The organism is Pseudomaricurvus sp. HS19 (assembly GCF_009857815.1).
Taxonomy (GTDB): domain Bacteria; phylum Pseudomonadota; class Gammaproteobacteria; order Pseudomonadales; family Cellvibrionaceae; genus Pseudomaricurvus.
The window spans coordinates 1,359,543-1,376,396 of the sequence record NZ_WVVW01000001.1 but is presented as its reverse complement, the minus strand read 5'-3'; the positions used below and the strand labels follow the sequence as shown (position 1 = coordinate 1,376,396).

The following is a 16,854-nucleotide window of genomic DNA, read 5'->3' as shown; positions in this document are numbered from 1 at the left end:
TTTTGGACGAGCTGTGGATTCCCGCCCGCGCGGGAATGACGGTGGTTGGGATAGGTCATTTTGATTTGAAATCTGTGCCTGACAAGGCGCAAGAAACAACAGGAGAAAACAATGGATATTCAAGGTAAAACAGCGATTGTTACCGGTGGTGCTTCCGGTCTGGGCCGCGCGACTGTAGAACTGTACGCCTCCAAGGGTGCCAACGTTGCCATTTTCGACATGAACGAAGAGCTGGGCACCCAGGTAGCTTCTGAGCTGGGTGATAACGTGGCTTTTTTCAAGGTTGACGTTTCCAGCGAAGAGTCTGTGCAGGCCGGCATCAATGGCGTGATGGACAAGTTCGGTGCCCTGCACATTGTGAACAACTACGCTGGCATCGGCCCTGCGTGCAAAACCTACGGCAAGAAAGGTCCGCACCCACTGGACCTGTACATGAAGATCGTCATGATCAACCAGGTAGGTACTTTCAACGTGGCCCGCCTTGCGGCTGAGCAGATCGCCAAGAACGAGCCTGTGAACGAAGACGGCTGTCGTGGTGTGATCATCAACACAGCATCTGTCGCGGCGTTCGAAGGCCAGATCGGCCAGGTGGCTTACTCTGCCACCAAAGGCGCTGTTGTGGGCATGACCCTGCCAATGGCTCGTGAACTGGAGCCTTACGGCATCCGTGTAAACACTATTGCTCCCGGCCTGATCCATACCCCACTGTTCGACACTATCGAAGAGTCCTACTACAAGGCACTGGAAGCTTCTACCGTGTTCCCACGTCGTCTGGGCAAAACCGCAGAGATCGCCAAGCTGGCTCTGCACATTGTCGAGAACGACTACATGAACGGCGAAACCGTGCGTCTGGATGCGGCCATCCGCATGCAGCCCAAGTAAGTTTGCGATTGATCGTGGACTGAACAGGAGGCCCGCAATGTTGCGGGCCTCCTGGATGCAACAAATTCCAGTGTCGTCATCGCGAGCGCAGCGCGGCGATCCATGTCAGAGGCGTTGCAGGTTACAGGGTGCCGTAAGTGGATGGCCCGCCCCCCCCCTCTCTTACCCTCTGGCAATTCACCGTTTTGCTGCGGAGCTGAAAGCGCTCCTCGCCATGACGGCAAGGATTGTTGAAAGGCCCACCAGTTAACGGGCCTCTTTCCTTCGCAGTGTGTCGCTCACCGAGAGCCTAAATAACAAGGACCACACCATGAGCAACTTCGAAACTTTGACTTACGAGCTGGATGGCGCCGTTGCCATCATCACGCTGAACCGTCCCGAATCCCGCAACTCACTCAACCGCACCCTGCGCCGTGAGTTTGTGGAAGCCATGCGCAAGGCGGATTTTGATACCGATGTGCGGGTGATTATGCTGGCCGGTAATGGCAAGGGTTTCTGTGCCGGTGCTGACCTGCAGGAGATGCTGCCCCCCCCGGAAGATCCCGGCTTTGTTACCAGCCTGATCAACAGCGAATACACGCCCATGCTGCAGTCCATCACCAAGAACACCAAGCCGGTGATCAGTGTGGTACAGGGCGCGGCGGCAGGCATCGGTGGTGCACTGGCCATGGCCTGTGACCTGATGATCATGGCCGAGGACTCCTTCCTCTACTCTGCCTTTGGCGCAATTGGCCTGGTGCCGGATGGAGGCACCCACAAACTGCTGCAAAACGCGCTGGGCAACAAGAAAGCCTATGAGATGATCGCCTTCTCCCAGCGCCTGCCGGCAGCGGACTGTGAGCGTTGGGGCCTGGCCAACCGTGTGGTACCGGCTGAGTCACTGCTGTCCGAGGCCAAAGCCTGGGCACAGCAACTGGCGGAGCAGGCGCCTTACACCCTGACCTTCTCCAAGAAGCTGATCCAGGAGTCCCAGACCTCCACCTTTGACCAGATCATGGATCGTGAGTCCCAGTGCCAGGATATCTGCTTCCAGAGCGACGACTTCCGCGAGGGCGGGGCGGCTTTCTTCGAGAAGCGTAAACCGCAGTTCAAGGGGCGCTGACAGGGCTTTGGTTATCCGCCTGTTCAGCAGGCCGGTAATCACTGGTTCCGGTGGGTGGTATTGGATGTGCCATTGACCGGAACCTTCTCCTCAACTAAAAGGCTTTCTTATTTAGCCTGTCTGTGTGTCTCAAATACAACGCTTGCCTTCTGTAAGTGGTTGTCCTCCAAAGTGCTTTGACTGTATGGTTGCCTGCCGGGGCTGGCGCCACGAACAACAGTATTCGCGTGGTAGAGCCTTATCGCCGGGCGGAAGTCAGAGGGTTTGCCCGGGACGTGAAGTCTAATCCGCAGAGCGGAACGGTTTCTGTTTCATTGGTTGTAATGCTGTGGTTCCCGGAGCTGGAGCCCCGTTGAAAATGTCTATCCTGATCCTATGAGCCCAATAAAATCCTTAGTCACAGAAACTGTTGACCTGAAAAGTAATCCTTACCTGAAGCTGTTTTACGGATCGCTTCGCGCGCGAGGCGCTGAGATCTACGATATTACTGATACCCCGGAAACAGTGGTCGCCGATGTGGTTCACCTGCATTGGCCGGAACGATTTCTGCGTAAACTTAATAAACGCCAGAATAAAAAGGCGTTGCTGCGGTTTCTGTTTACCCTGGCAAACTATAAGCGTAGAAAAATTCCGATTGTCTGGACTGTCCACAATGCGCTCCCTCATGAGAAGCATGCTTCCCGGCTGTCCACCGCGGTCTTTTATCGTGTGCTTACCTATCTGGTCGATGGTTGTCTCTACATGTCGGAGACCGGGCGCAGCCAATGTGAGTCCATACATTCGGCATTAGCGGCCAAGCCAAGTGCGGTAGTGCCCCATGGTCACTATCGGGATGTCGTAAATTGCTCACAGTCAGCAGAGGAGAGCCGGCGTCAGTTGGGGGTAGGGGCGGGGCAGTGTCTGATTGGCCACTACGGCCTTATCCGCGGTTACAAAAATACGTTGCAATTGATCCGGGTGTTTAATGAACTGTCTCCGCAGAACACCGTGTTGGTTATTGCAGGAAGGTCCTGGTCCAAAACCCTTGAGGGCGAAATAGAGCGTGCCGTTCAGGGAAATGACAGGATCAGGTACATTAATCGCGCACTTGATGAAGATGAAATGTCGAACTTTGTGTTCGCATCTGATTTGATTGCCTTGCCCTACCGGCGGGTTTCCAATTCCGGCGCTGCACTTTATGCCTTGTCCCTGAATGTCCCGGTGCTGGGGCCGGCACAGGGAGCGTTTCTTGAGCTTCAGGAGCGGCACCCGGATTGGGTTCTAACCTATGAAGGTGAGTTTTCAGCGCAGGCGTTGGGTGACGCACTTGCATGGGTGGGTTCCGGTGCCGGTCAGGGTGAGGTGGATTTGTCGGCTTATGATTGGGATCGTCTGGCGGGCCAAACGCTTGAGTTCTATCAGCGCGTCAAGGGCTCCCGCTCCAAAGGTTAAGAGTGGTGAACAATTCATCCGGGGGGTGCTGGAGATAGTGGTTTCGGACGTGGATTCCTGACCGAAGAGTGTCGTCACTCTCCTCATTCACCGCTGAACACAGAGATTAACCAGTAGCGAGTGCAATTGCGGTTGCATGCTTTAAGAAGCGAAAAAAGAAACCGCCAAACGGCGGTTTCTTTTTTACGTCGGGCTGTTTTTAGATCGGGTAATTAAGGTGCTTCGTGATCAGTTTGGTGTATACCAGATGGGCGAAGACCAGGCCCGCTCCCTGATGGTTTTGGGCAGATCCGCCGGGTGTTCTACGCCGGCTTTCTTTGCATCGTACATACTCCAGCGACAAACCGGGTTCTCCAGTACACGGGCGTAGTAAAAGGCGTGCTCGCCAGCGTTGAACTGCGGGTCTTGCCAGGTGGCTGCCAATTCACTGGCACCCTTGTCGGTGCTGATGGTGCAGTCGTTGAGGTCCACGGTGGCGCCATTGTCGGGGCAGCGATGGGTTGCAGGATCCGGTGAGGCGCCGCCAGAGCAGGCGACGTCGTAAGTCATCTCGTGCAATTCGTTATCCGCCGAACGCCAGCCTTTGATGATCTGCATCTTCGCCAGCGGGGCGCTGTCCGGGTCGCGCTGGGCCCATACCACCAGGTTGGGAGCCTGGCCTTCCGTTGCACTGCCCAGATCGCCGCCCTGGGGCACACCGCTGGCGTAGGCGGTGCTTACCCAGTTCTCCTGCTGGTAGAGATCGTCCGGCAGTTCGAAGCCTGCAAACATCCGCACCTTGATGCGGGTGCCGCTGGTGGCGAAGGTCTCTTTACGATAAAGCGCGTCCCAGATGTCTTCGCGGGTATTGCTCTCGGCCCACACGCCGGTGATGGCGCCGGGGTTGTAGAGGCGGGTGGGGTCGTCATCGCCACTCATGCCCATGGCTTCAGCGGTGGGGTTGGCTTTCAGTCCCAGGCGCACTTCCGGGGTGCCATCGTTGTTGGCGTAGTGGCCTTCAAAATCGTTTTCGGCGGTATCGCTGGGGGTGCCGTTGTGGTTGTCGGTGCCGCCGGCGAAGCCCTGTTTGAAGGGATTGATGCCGTTTTCGGCTTGCTGTTGCAGGCCAAGCTTGAGGCCGTTACGTACCATGGCGTACTCATTGCTGCAGCCGGCGTTCTCGCCTTCAGGGCAGGGCTGGAACACCGTTTCAAAGTTACACTCTTCATCGGTGGTCATGATACCGGTCTGGCATTCGGAGTTGCCCTTGATCTGCATAATCTCCACCAGTCGGTCGTAGCGGGTGCGGCGCTCCACCTGCTCGTCGGTCCACTCGCTGCCATCGCTGTTCTTGCCCCAGTAGAGTCGACCCCAGTAGAAGTTGGGGTTGTGGGGGATGGTCAGCACCTGGCAGTCGTCGGTGCAGTTCTGTTCCAGCCACACCTGCAGATCCTCGCCAGTGCCTTCAAAGGCCGAGAAAACCGTGTCGGGCACGCTGTCACTGCGGAAGATAACGTTGCGGTGCATCATGCCGCCCTGGCCTTCGGGGGCGTTGGCAGAAAACTCGTAGGCAACAAACGAGGTAAATTTACCCGGCTGGTAGTTTTCGTTGGCAGCTTGCTGAATACGCTGCCAGGGTGGGGCTATGGCATTCAGGCATTCACTGCCGCCCTCTCCACAGATGTCAGCCAGCCGTGCGGGTGGTGTAACGGCCATACCGGAAAACAGCTGCTGGAAGGTTTGCATTTTGAAGTTGCGGATGCCCACGCAAGTGTCGGAGTCGTAGTTGTCCTGCGCCGGGTTGGTACAGATCTCGTATTCACCCAGTGCTTCCGAGTGGTCGGTAACGGCGGCAAAATCCAGCGGCTTGCGGATGCGCTTGGCAATGCCGGTGGGCAGAGCTACCTCTTCACCCTTGGCAAAGCGATAGGCGGTAAAGGGGTCGTTCATGGTGTTGCCAAATATATAGGCATCCAGCGAGTAAGCCGTGTGCAGGTGCAGTTCGCCGAAATAGGCGTCCATCAACGGGTTGCGCACCGGGCGGGTCGGGGTGATGAGTTCCGGTTCAGGCCTGCTTGAGGCAGGTGCTGCAGATGTGTCCTTGTCTGACCCTTTCTGGTCGGAACCACAGGCGGCCAGTAACACGCTGCCCAGTGCGGCCAGCAGCAAGGCGGCATGACGGGAGGTTCGCAGGCTGATCATAAAAATCCCTCTGTATGGTATGCGCTTGGGCCGGGTTACAGGCTCACTGCGGCGGCCTTCCTTTTGTCGGTATGGCTCTGAAGATAGCAGATAATTCCGGCACCGACAGGTCTGGTATTTCATATACCCTGGCGGCGCCGGTCGGTACGGGGAGCAGGAGGCGGGGTAGGCTGGCCTGACAAACAAGGCTCCCGCAACGGGATTGGTGTTTGTGGTTGACATCGCACGGGGCTTTCCCAACAGTGAGGTCTGTTTGATAGCGGGTTCTGCGCTTGTGTAAACCCGTTTAAGTGTCAGTCACAGGGAAGCCCCATGTTCAATCCAAAACTCTGGCTCCGGGAGCCTTTGGTACATTTTGCAGTCGCCGGTGTGGCGCTGTTCGCTTTGTACAGTTACCTCAATCCCGATGCCTTTGTGGACGACACCACCATTGTGGTGGATCAGGCCCGCATACAGCAGCTGCGACAACGCTTTATGAGCACCTGGCAACGGGAGCCCACTCAGCAGGAGCTGGCCGGACTGGTGGACAGTTTCGTCACCGAGGAGGTGCTCTACCGGCAGGCCATGGCCCTGGGGCTGGATGCGGGTGATGGCGTGATTCGCCGGCGCCTGAGTCAGAAAATGGAATTTATCTCTCTCGACGCATCGGCCTTGTCGCCACCGTCTGATGCAGAGTTGACCCAATTCCTGCAAGCGCATCGCAGTCGTTACCAGCTGGATGCCCTGTTCAGTTTTGAGCAGGTCTACATCAATACCGACGGACCGGAGGCGCAGTGGCAACAATATTTGCAGGACCTGCAGCAGCAGTTGCTGGATGGGTCCGAGGTGGTTGGGGATCGCAGCCTGCTGGAGCGCAGCTATCGCCAGGTACCTGCCTACCGGATGAAGGCTACCTTTGGTGAGGCGTTCGCGCAGGGGGTCGAAGAGCTGGCGTTGAACCAGTGGCAGCCGGTGGCGTCCGGGCTGGGCATGCATCTGGTAAGGCTGACGGCTGTGGTTCCGCCCCGCCTGCCGGAACTGGCGGAAGTGCGTGATGCACTGCAGCGTGATTGGCAGGACAACAAGAGCCGGGAAGTGAAAGCTGCCATGATCGATAACCTGAGGCGTCAGTACACGGTAGTTATCGAGGCTGACCGGGATGGTCGCATATGATGCGTAGCGTCATTGGCTGGTTGCTGCTGGTATCCCTGTGGTCAATGCCTCTGCAGGCGGATGAGATCCGGCCCGCTTTTCTGCAAATTACCGAACGCCAGCCTGAGCTGTACCAGGTGCTGTGGAAGGTGCCGGCCAGCAGTCAGCGGCAGATGGCCGGGCTGACGCCGGTATTTGACTCCAGCGTTGCTGTGGCGGATAAGCCGTTGGGCGGATTGGTCGGGAATGCCTACCTGCAGAGCTGGATGATACAACGTCCCGGGGGGCTGGCTGGTGTTGTTATAACTGTTGCCGGGCTGCCAGAGGTTGCGACGGAGGTGCTGCTGCGCATTGAGTACCTGGATGGCACGTCGCTGATTCACCGCCTGGTACCGGAGGCGCCATCGTACACGGTCGAGGCGCGGGCAGGGCTGGGTCAGGTGGTGATGACCTACTTCGTGCTGGGAGTCGAGCACATCCTGATCGGGGTGGACCACCTGCTGTTTGTATTGGTTCTTCTGCTGCTGGTAAACAGTACCCGCAAGCTGGTGTGGACCATAACCGCCTTTACCATTGCTCACAGCATTACCCTGAGTCTGGCTTCCCTCAATCTGATGCATGTGCCAGTGCCACCTGTAGAGGCCTGCATCGCCCTGAGCATCCTGTTTGTGGCCACAGAGATCCTGCGCTCACATCGTGGTCATCCCGGACTCACCGAGCGCCGCCCATGGCTGGTGGCCTTCTCGTTTGGGCTGTTGCACGGCCTCGGGTTTGCGGCCGCACTGGGAGAGATTGGATTGCCGCAAACGGATATCCCGGCGGCTCTGCTGTTTTTTAATGTGGGTGTGGAAATCGGTCAACTGCTGTTTGTCGGGGTTGTGCTCTCCTGCCTGCAGCTGGTGCGGCGCTTGCGCCTGCCTGTGCCGGTGCTGATCAAACCGGCTACGGTGTATGTGATTGGCATTCTGGCGGCTTTCTGGACGGTTGAGCGAACAGCGGCTTTCTGGGGATGATGTCCAGCGCGTCGCCGATAGCTTCACGGGGTGAGCCGTTCATCCAGGGGCATAAGCAGTTCTTCAGGTTGTGTGTTGGCTGGACGGGGGCTCTCTGTTGAACTTGCGGGTTAAGAGTTGAGCCAAAGTTCGGCCGCCTCTCGCTGATGGCGCTCAAAAGCTTTGATTTCCAGTCCCGGCATCAGTTTGCCTTCCCATTCACTCATGGTTTGCAGCCAGGTTTTGTCAGTGAGCACGGCGGCACGCGAGAATTGACCGATAAGCTTGAGCATGCGTGGCAGGCGTGAAAACTCAATGGCAATTGCCGCCAGTGATGGCATATGAAACTCAACAATGTCGTAGAGCATTTTGCCATTCTCAATACCCCGGGACTGGGCTTCCAGGTCGTCCAGGGCTCTGATCATCTGTTCCTTATCCAGCTTGCCGCTGAGGGTCATGGTAAGGGTATGGTCATCCAGCCGTTCTACCGTAAACATAAGCGCTGCCTCGCAGGAAATAGCATCCTGCGAGTATAGCGGTTTGGGGGAGGGGGGTGCTTCGTCGGGAGGGAGTAGTTGCCGGTTTATATGTCGTGAGTGGTGCCTGAGGGTTATTGGCAAGCCCTCAGCGGAAGGCTTGCATTTTCGCCATTTCCACCATCTTGCCGGACAGGCTCAGGGTCTCGATGTAGTAGTTACCAAGGCGCAGGCCGATATTACCGGCTGGAATGTTTTCCAGTTGCTCAAGGATCAGGCCGTTAAGCGTCTTGGGACCGTCAGTGGGCAGGTCCCAGCCGGCGTGGCGGTTGATGTCGCGGATGGAGGTGCCGCCCTCGATCATGTACCAGCCCTGCTCGAGATCGGTGATTTCCGGGTTCTCGTCTTCGGCGGAGTTGGTGGTGAAGTCACCGACGATCTCCTCCAGCAGGTCTTCCATGGTGATAATGCCCTGAATATCACCGTACTCGTCCACGACGATGGCCATGCGGCTCTTCTGCTTCTGGAAGTGCATCAGCTGGGTGTGCAGCGGGGTGCCTTCGGGAATGAAGTAGGGGTCGTGGGTAAAGCGGCGTATGGCCTCGTGTGTGACGGAGGTGTCGTCGCCGTAGATAAAGCGTGCGGCATTACGCAGGTGCAGGATGCCAACGATGTTGTTGATATCCCCTTCGTAGACCGGCAGACGGGTGTAGTCCGCGGTGCGGATCTCTTTCAGCAGGGTCTCGATATCATCTTCCAGGTTCAGGCCGACCACTTCGTTGCGGGGAATCATAATGTCTTCCACCGTCGACTTTTCCAGGTCCAGCACGTTCAGCAGGATACCCTGGTGCTGGTCGGGAATCAGGTCGCCATGTTCATCCACGGCGGTGCGCAGTTCATCCGGGTGCAGCAGTTCAGTGGTACTCACCTGCTGGGGGTCGACACCAAACAGTCGCGCCAGTGAGTTGGATACGCCATTGACCATCCATACCACGGGGTAGAGTACCCACAGCAGGGGCTTGAGGATCAGGCTGGCGGGGAAGGCAATTTTCTCGGGATAGAGCGCCGCCATGGTTTTCGGCGTCACTTCGGCCAGGATCAGCATCACCAGGGTGAGCAGGACGCTGGCGGCAGCAATGGCCCCCTCACCGTAGAGGCGCACGGCTATTACCGTGGCCAGCGCCGCGGCAAAGTTGTTGACCAGGTTGTTACCAATCAGGATCACGCCAATCAGGCGGTCGGGTCGTTCCAGCAGGCGGGACGCGCGCTGCGCACCGTGGTGATTATTCTTCGCCAGGTGTTTGAGTCGGTAGCGGTTGAGGGACATCATGCCGGTTTCGGAGCTGGAGAAAAACGCCGACAGCACGATCAGGGAGGCCAGGATTCCAAACAGAAGGCCAAGGGGAACGTCGTTCAAAGGGGGTAAGTGCCTGTATCGCCTTTAGGAACCCGGTATCTTCACCCAGATGCCACCCCCGTGCAACCATTAATCCGGCTGCGATGGCTCCGGTTCCGGAGTCGCTCCGGCGTGGTGCATGGGGGTGTTCAGCCGAGCAGGACTTCCAGCACAAACTTGCTGCCGAAGTAGGCCAGCATCAGGGCAATAAATCCGCCGAGGGCCCAGCGTATGGCGGTATAGCCGCGCCACCCCAGCCGCCAATGTCCCACCAGCAGGATGGCATAGATGACCCAGGCCAGCAGCGACAGGAAGGTTTTGTGCGCAAGATGCTGGGCGAACATGTTATCGAGGAAGAGAAATCCGGTAACAATGGAGAGGGTCAGCAGGATCTCGCCGGCCCACAGCATGTCGAAAAACAGTGACTCCATGGTCTGCAGGGGTGGCAGCAGGCGGATGGGGCCAGTGGGGTGTTTGTGGCGCAGCTGGTAATCCTGGTAGGCCAGCAGCACGGCTTGCAGGGTGGCAATGATAAGCAGGCTGTAGGCGAGTATGGAAAGCAGGATGTGCACCACGATTTCGCCGCTGACGCTGGTGCTTACGGTGGATTCACCGCTGAAGGTGGCCATGGCCAGCGCCAGTGCCGACAGCGGAAACAAAAATATAAAGAGGCTGTGCATGGGCTTTTTCAGCCCGCTCAGCAGCACGATCAGGTTGATCACCCAGAAGATCAGGGCGCCCACCTTGAAGAAACCGAGGTTCAGGCCCAGGGGAGCCATGAGGTGGAGATAGCTGCCTACGGCGTGTAGCGCGAGGGCTCCGATGACCAGTGCGATCACCCAGCGCGGGTTGCCCGCCTGCTGTTTCACGGTCTGGTGAACAAGATAGAAGGCCCCGGCAAGATAGAGGGCAATGGCAGCGGTATTTATGACCAGGGAGGTGGTGGACATCATAGTGGAGCGCTGATGGTCGGTGAGTCTTGAATTGGCCAGCAGTGTGTCACAGGGCCGTGGGAAAGAGAAGTCTCGCGGCGGGAGGTGGTGGTCCGGCACGCAATTCGCGTTGGGTATGGTTGCCAAAGTTCGCTATACTCTGCCCCTTTCTCACAGACTCCACTGACGGTATCAGATTCACCATGTTTGAGAATTTACAGGATCGCCTGTCGCGTACACTGAAAAAAGTGACCGGCAAGGCCAAGCTGACCGAAGCCAATATCCAGGATACGCTGCGCGAAGTGCGCAAGGCGCTGCTGGAGGCTGACGTTGCACTGCCCGTGGTCAAGGCCTTTGTAGAGCGGGTGCGCAAGCGTGCATTGGGCCAGGAAGTGTCGCGGGCACTGAACCCGGGCCAACAGTTTCTCAAAATTGTAGAGAGTGAACTGGTCGCCATGATGGGCGACGCCAACGAGTCGCTGGACCTGGCGGTCAAGCCGCCGGCGGTGGTGATGATGGCGGGCCTGCAGGGTGCGGGTAAAACCACATCTGTGGCCAAGCTGGCCAAATTCCTCAAAGAGCGCGAGAAGAAAAAGGTTCTGGTGGTATCGGCGGACGTCTACCGTCCCGCCGCCATCAAGCAGCTGGAGACCCTGGCGGGTGAAGTGGGCGTGGATTTTTTCCCATCGTCGCCGGACCAGAAGCCCGTGGATATCGCCAATAACGCCATCACTCAGGCACGTAAGAGCTTTGCCGATGTGGTGATCGTGGATACCGCCGGCCGCCTGCACGTTGATGAAGCATTGATGGGCGAAATCAAGGAGTTGCACGCCGCCATCACGCCGGCTGAGACCCTGTTCGTTATTGATGCCATGATCGGTCAGGATGCGGTTAACACCGCCAAGGCCTTTAATGATGCCCTTGAGCTGACCGGTGTCATTCTCACCAAGGCGGACGGTGACGCTCGCGGCGGTGCTGCCCTGTCGGTACGTCATATCACCGGCAAGCCCATCAAGTTCCTGGGTATGGGTGAGAAGGTGGATGCGCTGGAGCCATTCCACCCGGATCGTATCGCCTCCCGCATCCTCGGTATGGGTGACGTGATGTCCCTGATCGAGGAGGCCGAGCGCAAGATTGATCGGGAGAAGGCTGAAAAGCTGGTCAAGAAGGTACAGAAGGGCAAGAGCTTCGACCTTGAGGACCTGCGTGAGCAGCTGCAGCAGATGCAGAACATGGGCGGTATGGCCTCCATGCTGGAGAAGCTGCCGGGCATGGGCAATATTGCCCAGGTGGCCGAGCAGGCCAACATGACCAAACAGTTCAGGACCATGGAGGTGATTATCGACTCCATGACGCCGGCCGAACGCTCCAACCCGGACCTGCTGAACGGCTCCCGCAAGCGTCGTATCACCCAGGGTTCCGGCACCCAGATCCAGGATCTCAACCGCCTGCTGAAGCAGCACAAGCAGATGGCGAAGATGATGAAAAAGATGAAAGGCGGCGGCATGAACAAGATGATGCGCGGCCTGGGTGGCATGATGGGCGGCGGTGGCGGTATGCCTCCGGGAGGATTCCCTGGCGGTGGTCTGCCACCTGGATTTAAATAATTTCATAAAAATCAGTCGGTTATAGAATTCTCTAAGCTCTCTTCCGGATTGCCGGGGCGATTTCTGATGCCCCGCTCCGGGATGCCGGCATTAAGTTGCCGGTATGCCCTTGATAGCACTGTACAATCCCTGATATTTCCCTTAAAATTCCGCGCCTTTCGTGGGCTGTGCCTGCGTGGAACCAATTACGAACGTACTGTGCCGTTGGCAGGGTGCGAAATTTGATAAACAGGAAGCAGACTTAAATGGTAACCATTCGTCTCTCTCGTGGCGGCTCCAAGAAGCGCCCTTTTTACCACCTGAACGTAACTGACAGCCGCAGCGCCCGTAACGGTCGCTACATCGAGCGCGTTGGCTTCTTCAACCCCATCGCTCGCGGTGGTGAAGAGCGTCTGCGCATCGACCTGGAGCGTGTAAACCACTGGGTTGGCCAGGGCGCTTCTGTGTCTGATCGCGTTGCCAAGCTGCTGAAAGAGCAGGCTGCTGCTTAATTGCGGGCAGCTTGAAGGCCCATGAGCGAAGCGGACAACGCTGCTGCAAAAAAGTCCTCCAATCTGGTGGATGTGGGCCGCATAGGCACGGTGTACGGGGTTAAGGGTTGGTTGAAAATCCACTCCGATACCGAGCCGCAGGAAAACCTGTTCAGTTACAGCCCCTGGTGGCTGAAAACCCGGCACGGCGTCAAAGCGGTAAAGATCGATGAATACCGCCCCCACGGCAAAGGCTGGGTAGCCCATATCGAAGGGCTGGACGACCGGGATGAGGCGCATGCGCTGGGCTCCGTGACCATTGCGGTGGAGCGGGCGCAGTTGCCGAACCTGGAAGACGGTGAGTTCTACTGGCACCAGCTGGAGGGACTCCGTGTCATCAGTGACTTCGAAGGGCAGGGCACCCGTTTGGGTGTGGTGCAGCGGATCCTGGAAACCGGCGCTAACGATGTGCTGGTAGTTAAAGGAGATGCTGACAGTGTGGATCAGGGCGAGCGTCTGATCCCCTATGTTCCGGGCCAGTTTGTCACCAAAGTGGATCTGGATGCGGGTGAAATCCATGTGGATTGGGATCCGGCCTTTTAGGTCGGTTCTGGTACCGGAATGGAAACACCGGCAGAGCGCATAGCACAAGCGAAGCGCATAGCAATAGTCACGCTGTTTCCGGAGATGTTCTCCGCCATCAGCGACTACGGCATCACCAGTCGAGCCATCAAGCAGGGACTGGTGGAACTGCAGCTCTGGAATCCGCGTCAGTTTACGCAGGATCGTCATCAGACAGTGGATGACCGCCCCTACGGTGGTGGTCCCGGCATGTTGATGATGATTCAGCCGTTGCGTGACGCGATCAGCGCTGCCAGAGCCTGGGCAGATTGTTCAGACGATGGTGGTGCAGGCTGCAAGGTTATTTATCTGTCGCCCCAGGGGCGTCCGCTGGACCAGCGGGGCTCGGTGGAACTGGCCGGGGGTGACAATCTGGTGCTGATTGCCGGGCGCTATGAAGGTATTGATGAACGCCTCATAGAGCTGGAAGTGGATGCAGAGTGGTCCATCGGCGATTACGTACTCAGTGGCGGTGAACTGGCCGCCATGGTGATGATCGACAGCCTGATCAGGTTGTTGCCGGGAGCACTGGGTGATGCCCAGTCGGCGGAGCAGGATTCGTTTACCGATGGCCTGCTGGATTGTCCCCACTATACCCGCCCCGAGGTTTTCGAGGGCAGGGCGGTTCCCGAAGTTTTACTGTCGGGCAACCACGAAAGAATCCGGCGCTGGCGATTACAGCAGGCGCTCGGCAGGACCTGGCAGCGACGCCCGGACCTGCTGGAAAACAGAGGTCTGACCGCTGAACAACAACAGCTGCTCGACGAATACATTGTGCAGCAGGCGGGTCAGGACGATTAACCGGGGAACTTACGGTTGGACTAAGCCGACTATCGTTCCCCATATAGCTGTGAAGCTACACATTTGACTCAGGAGTCGACCATGAGTAACAAAAACAAAATCATTCAGGAGCTGGAAAACGAGCAACTGAAAAAAGAACTGCCAGAATTCTCCCCAGGTGACACTGTGGTAGTTCAGGTTAAAGTAAAAGAAGGTAACCGTGAGCGTCTGCAGGCGTTCGAAGGTGTGGTTATCGGCATCAAAAACCGTGGTCTGAACTCTTCTTTCACTGTGCGTAAAATTTCTCACGGTGTTGGCGTTGAGCGTACCTTCCAGACTCACAGCCCGGTTGTTGACAGTGTCGCCGTCAAGCGTCGTGGTGACGTTCGTCAGGCCAAGCTGTACTACCTGCGTGAACTGTCTGGTAAAGCGGCTCGTATTAAAGAGAAGCTCACCAGCAAGTAAGTTTGAGCGCGCAAGCGATCAACTTCAGGAAAAGCCGGCACTATGCCGGCTTTTTTGTGCCTGCAGGAAATGGCCGGGGCGTTTGGGGTGGCTGAACGGCGGTTTCGCCTTGCGGGCGAGTCAAGGGTCTTGGGCGGCCAAGACCCTTAACAATCCCAAGCCGCCCCTATGCTGGGTGGCTGCGCCACTTCCCTGCGCGCAGAAACCTTTTGCTGAGGCTGCGGAACTCAGTCGCTGCGCTCCTTCAGACACTCCTCGCCTTTAATCGCAAAATGCTTCTGTGCTCGGCTGCGCAAAAGGGGGAGAGGGCGCACTGTTCAGGCTCTGCGGTATACCGGAGATTGCAGAGGATTGTCAGGGGGCGCTATACAAGTTGCACGGGATTGATTAGCTTAGCCTCCATGAAGTCAGCCCCCAGCACCATATCCGATCCTGATCAGCAGATCATCGATGCTTACCTCGACGCCGTGTGGATGGAGAAGGGGCTGAGCGAAGCCACGCTTTCCTCCTATCGCCAGGACCTGTTGGGTCTGGCTCGCTGGGGGTTCTCGCAGTCGCTGACCCTGTTGGCCATGACCGATGCCGACCTGCGCTGTTATCTCGCCTACCGCCTGACGGAGCAGGGCGCCTCTGCCCGCTCCACCGCCCGTTTCCTCTCCTGCAGTCGCGGTTTCTACGCACATTGGTTGAGGGAGAACCGCATCGTCACTGATCCCACCGCCCTGATCGAGAGTCCGCGCCAGGGGCGCCCGTTGCCCAAATCACTGTCCGAGGCAGACGTCGAGGCACTGTTGGCCGCGCCGGACCTGGAGGAGGCCATTGGTTTGCGTGATCGCACCATGTTTGAAGTGCTCTATGCCTGCGGTTTGCGGGTGAGCGAGCTGGTGGGATTGACGCTGTCCGACGTTAACCTGCGCCAGGGAGTGGTGCGGGTGGTGGGCAAGGGTGGCAAGGAGCGCCTGATCCCGTTGGGCGACGAAGCCGTCAGCTGGTTGCTGCGCTACGCCCGTGAAGCGCGTCCGCAGCTGCTGAAGCAGAGCCACGACATTCTCTTCCCCAGTGGGCGCGGCCAGCCCATGACCCGCCAGACCTTCTGGTACCGCATCAAGCACTGGGCCATGGTGGCGGGTATCGAAAAGCCCTTGTCGCCCCACACGCTGCGTCACGCTTTTGCCACACACCTCATCAACCATGGGGCGGACCTGCGGGTGGTGCAGCTGTTGCTGGGCCACAGTGATCTCTCCACTACCCAGATCTACACCCATGTGGCGATTGAGCGGATGAAGTCACTGCATGGCGAACATCACCCCCGGGGGTGATGCAGGGAACCGTTGGCGCGTCGTACCCTCTAACAGGTCTGTGATACAGTTGAGCCCTTTGACAAACCCATCTGGTCTGAAGTGAGAGAATATGTACAACAATCTGGTGAAATCCTGCCGCACGCTGCTACTCGTCGCAGGGTTGCTGTTCCCGCTTTCCGTGCTGGCGATAGGCGAGCCGGCCCCGGCTGCAGAGGCAGCCGCTATTCTGAAAAAGCTGCAGGCCGCGCGGCCTGATTTCACCTATGGTGAAGTTAAAAAGAGCCTGGTGCCTGGTCTGTATCAGGTGCAGGTGGAGCGGGGCCCATTGATGTACGTTGTCCCCAACGGCGATATGGTGCTGATTGGTGATGTGTTCGGCGTAACGGAGGACGGTTACGTCAACCTGGTGGATGTGGCGCTGGCGCCACTGCGCAAGGAGCGCCTGGCGCAGGTGAAGGATGAGGACACCATTGTCTTCCCGGCCAAGGGTGAGACCAAAGCGATAATCAATGTGTTCACCGATGTGGATTGTCCTTACTGCCGCCGGTTGCACCAGCATATTGAGGAGATCACTGCACGCGGTATCGAGGTGCGCTATCTGGCTTACCCGCTGGGCGGCCCCGGTTCGCCCAACCACGTCAAGCTGGCCCAGGCCTTCTGTGCCAAGGATCGTGCGGCAACCCTGACCCGCCTCAAGAATGGTGAGGATGTTGATGTGGAGTTCTGTCAGGACAACCCGGTACTGCAGCACTACCAGCTGGCCGGCGAGCTGGAGATCAGCGCCACACCAACGGTCATTATGCCGGACGGCAGTCGTTTCAACCTGCTGCCCACCGCTGACAACCTGGCCGCCAAGCTGGGCCTCTGACCCCCTCCCGGCCGGAATCCACCGTGGTTCCGGCCTGCGGATTTTGCCGCACTTCCCAACCTCTGTAGCCCTGCAGAGGGGCCTTCCCGTATAATACGCGGCCCTGTCAATTGACAGGGTCGGGGGCGCTCAGTAATGTGGCCCCCTTTGCCCGGCAGCAGGCCTCATGGGTTAGCGACTGTTAACCTTGTACAGGCTGCGCCGGCTGTAATGCATTCG

At 57.9% G+C, this 16,854-nt stretch carries 16 protein-coding genes; 12 read left to right on the top strand and 4 right to left on the bottom strand.

Going from position 1 to position 16,854, the window contains the following annotated elements; genetic code table 11:
• The first annotated feature begins 111 nt into the window (after positions 1-111).
• From GSF27_RS06170 to GSF27_RS06160, 3 genes are all read left to right on the top strand, one after another.
• On the top strand, positions 112-882 hold the full coding sequence (locus GSF27_RS06170) for an SDR family NAD(P)-dependent oxidoreductase (protein ID WP_160966728.1): 771 nt from the start codon (positions 112-114) through the stop codon (positions 880-882).
• 310 nt (positions 883-1,192) lie between these two features.
• Positions 1,193-1,984 carry an enoyl-CoA hydratase/isomerase family protein gene (locus tag GSF27_RS06165; RefSeq protein WP_160966726.1) on the top strand — a complete coding sequence of 264 codons (792 nt, stop codon included), beginning with the start codon at positions 1,193-1,195 and terminating at the stop codon, positions 1,982-1,984.
• Positions 1,985-2,359: 375 nt separating this feature from the next.
• The gene (locus tag GSF27_RS06160; protein WP_160966724.1) at positions 2,360-3,415 is read left to right on the top strand and encodes a glycosyltransferase family 4 protein; all 1,056 of its coding nucleotides are present in this window, start codon (positions 2,360-2,362) and stop codon (positions 3,413-3,415) included.
• Positions 3,416-3,643: 228 nt separating this feature from the next.
• Here the strand turns inward: GSF27_RS06160 and GSF27_RS06155 are convergent, their stop codons facing one another.
• Entirely contained in the window at positions 3,644-5,596 is a 1,953-nt protein-coding gene (locus GSF27_RS06155) for a DUF3604 domain-containing protein (protein ID WP_160966722.1), read from the bottom strand.
• A gap of 312 nt (positions 5,597-5,908) precedes the next feature.
• Here GSF27_RS06155 and GSF27_RS06150 point away from each other — a divergent pair, with 312 nt between their 5' ends.
• Together GSF27_RS06150 and GSF27_RS06145 are read left to right on the top strand one after the other, a co-directional pair.
• The gene (locus tag GSF27_RS06150) at positions 5,909-6,748 is read left to right on the top strand and encodes a peptidyl-prolyl cis-trans isomerase (RefSeq protein WP_160966720.1); all 840 of its coding nucleotides are present in this window, start codon (positions 5,909-5,911) and stop codon (positions 6,746-6,748) included.
• Positions 6,745-7,740, top strand: a complete 996-nt coding sequence (locus GSF27_RS06145) for a HupE/UreJ family protein (protein ID WP_237457352.1) — start codon at positions 6,745-6,747, stop codon at positions 7,738-7,740. Before GSF27_RS06150 ends, GSF27_RS06145 begins: the two co-directional genes overlap by 4 nt.
• 110 nt (positions 7,741-7,850) lie before the next feature.
• On the opposite strand, the gene GSF27_RS06140 is transcribed toward GSF27_RS06145, so the two are convergent.
• From GSF27_RS06140 to GSF27_RS06130, 3 genes are all read right to left on the bottom strand, one after another.
• Positions 7,851-8,216, bottom strand: coding sequence for an STAS/SEC14 domain-containing protein (locus tag GSF27_RS06140; protein ID WP_160966718.1), 366 nt, complete (start codon positions 8,214-8,216; stop codon positions 7,851-7,853).
• A 127-nt stretch (positions 8,217-8,343) separates the two neighbouring features.
• Entirely contained in the window at positions 8,344-9,612 is a 1,269-nt protein-coding gene (locus GSF27_RS06135) for an HlyC/CorC family transporter (RefSeq protein ID WP_160966716.1), read from the bottom strand.
• A 128-nt stretch (positions 9,613-9,740) separates the two neighbouring features.
• Positions 9,741-10,544: an inner membrane protein YpjD gene (locus GSF27_RS06130; protein WP_160966713.1), complete on the bottom strand. Its 804-nt coding sequence runs from the start codon at positions 10,542-10,544 to the stop codon at positions 9,741-9,743.
• Between the two features lie 182 nt (positions 10,545-10,726).
• On the opposite strand from GSF27_RS06130, the gene ffh reads away from it, so the two are divergent.
• The 7 genes from ffh to GSF27_RS06095 all read left to right on the top strand — a co-directional run bounded on the left by ffh (position 10,727) and on the right by GSF27_RS06095 (position 16,635).
• Positions 10,727-12,130, top strand: coding sequence for a signal recognition particle protein (gene ffh, locus GSF27_RS06125; RefSeq protein WP_160966698.1), 1,404 nt, complete (start codon positions 10,727-10,729; stop codon positions 12,128-12,130).
• 245 nt (positions 12,131-12,375) lie between these two features.
• Positions 12,376-12,621 (top strand): 30S ribosomal protein S16, encoded by a 246-nt coding sequence (gene rpsP / locus GSF27_RS06120; protein WP_160966696.1) that lies wholly within the window; start codon positions 12,376-12,378, stop codon positions 12,619-12,621.
• A gap of 21 nt (positions 12,622-12,642) precedes the next feature.
• Positions 12,643-13,203, top strand: coding sequence for a ribosome maturation factor RimM (rimM, locus tag GSF27_RS06115; RefSeq protein WP_160966694.1), 561 nt, complete (start codon positions 12,643-12,645; stop codon positions 13,201-13,203).
• A gap of 18 nt (positions 13,204-13,221) precedes the next feature.
• Positions 13,222-14,022, top strand: coding sequence for a tRNA (guanosine(37)-N1)-methyltransferase TrmD (gene trmD / locus GSF27_RS06110; RefSeq protein ID WP_160966692.1), 801 nt, complete (start codon positions 13,222-13,224; stop codon positions 14,020-14,022).
• An 81-nt stretch (positions 14,023-14,103) separates the two neighbouring features.
• Positions 14,104-14,466, top strand: a complete 363-nt coding sequence (rplS, locus tag GSF27_RS06105; RefSeq protein WP_160966690.1) for a 50S ribosomal protein L19 — start codon at positions 14,104-14,106, stop codon at positions 14,464-14,466.
• A 401-nt stretch (positions 14,467-14,867) separates the two neighbouring features.
• Positions 14,868-15,785: a site-specific tyrosine recombinase XerD gene (xerD, locus tag GSF27_RS06100; protein WP_160966688.1), complete on the top strand. Its 918-nt coding sequence runs from the start codon at positions 14,868-14,870 to the stop codon at positions 15,783-15,785.
• Between the two features lie 91 nt (positions 15,786-15,876).
• Positions 15,877-16,635, top strand: coding sequence for a DsbC family protein (locus GSF27_RS06095; RefSeq protein WP_160966686.1), 759 nt, complete (start codon positions 15,877-15,879; stop codon positions 16,633-16,635).
• The last annotated feature ends 219 nt before the right edge of the window (positions 16,636-16,854 follow it).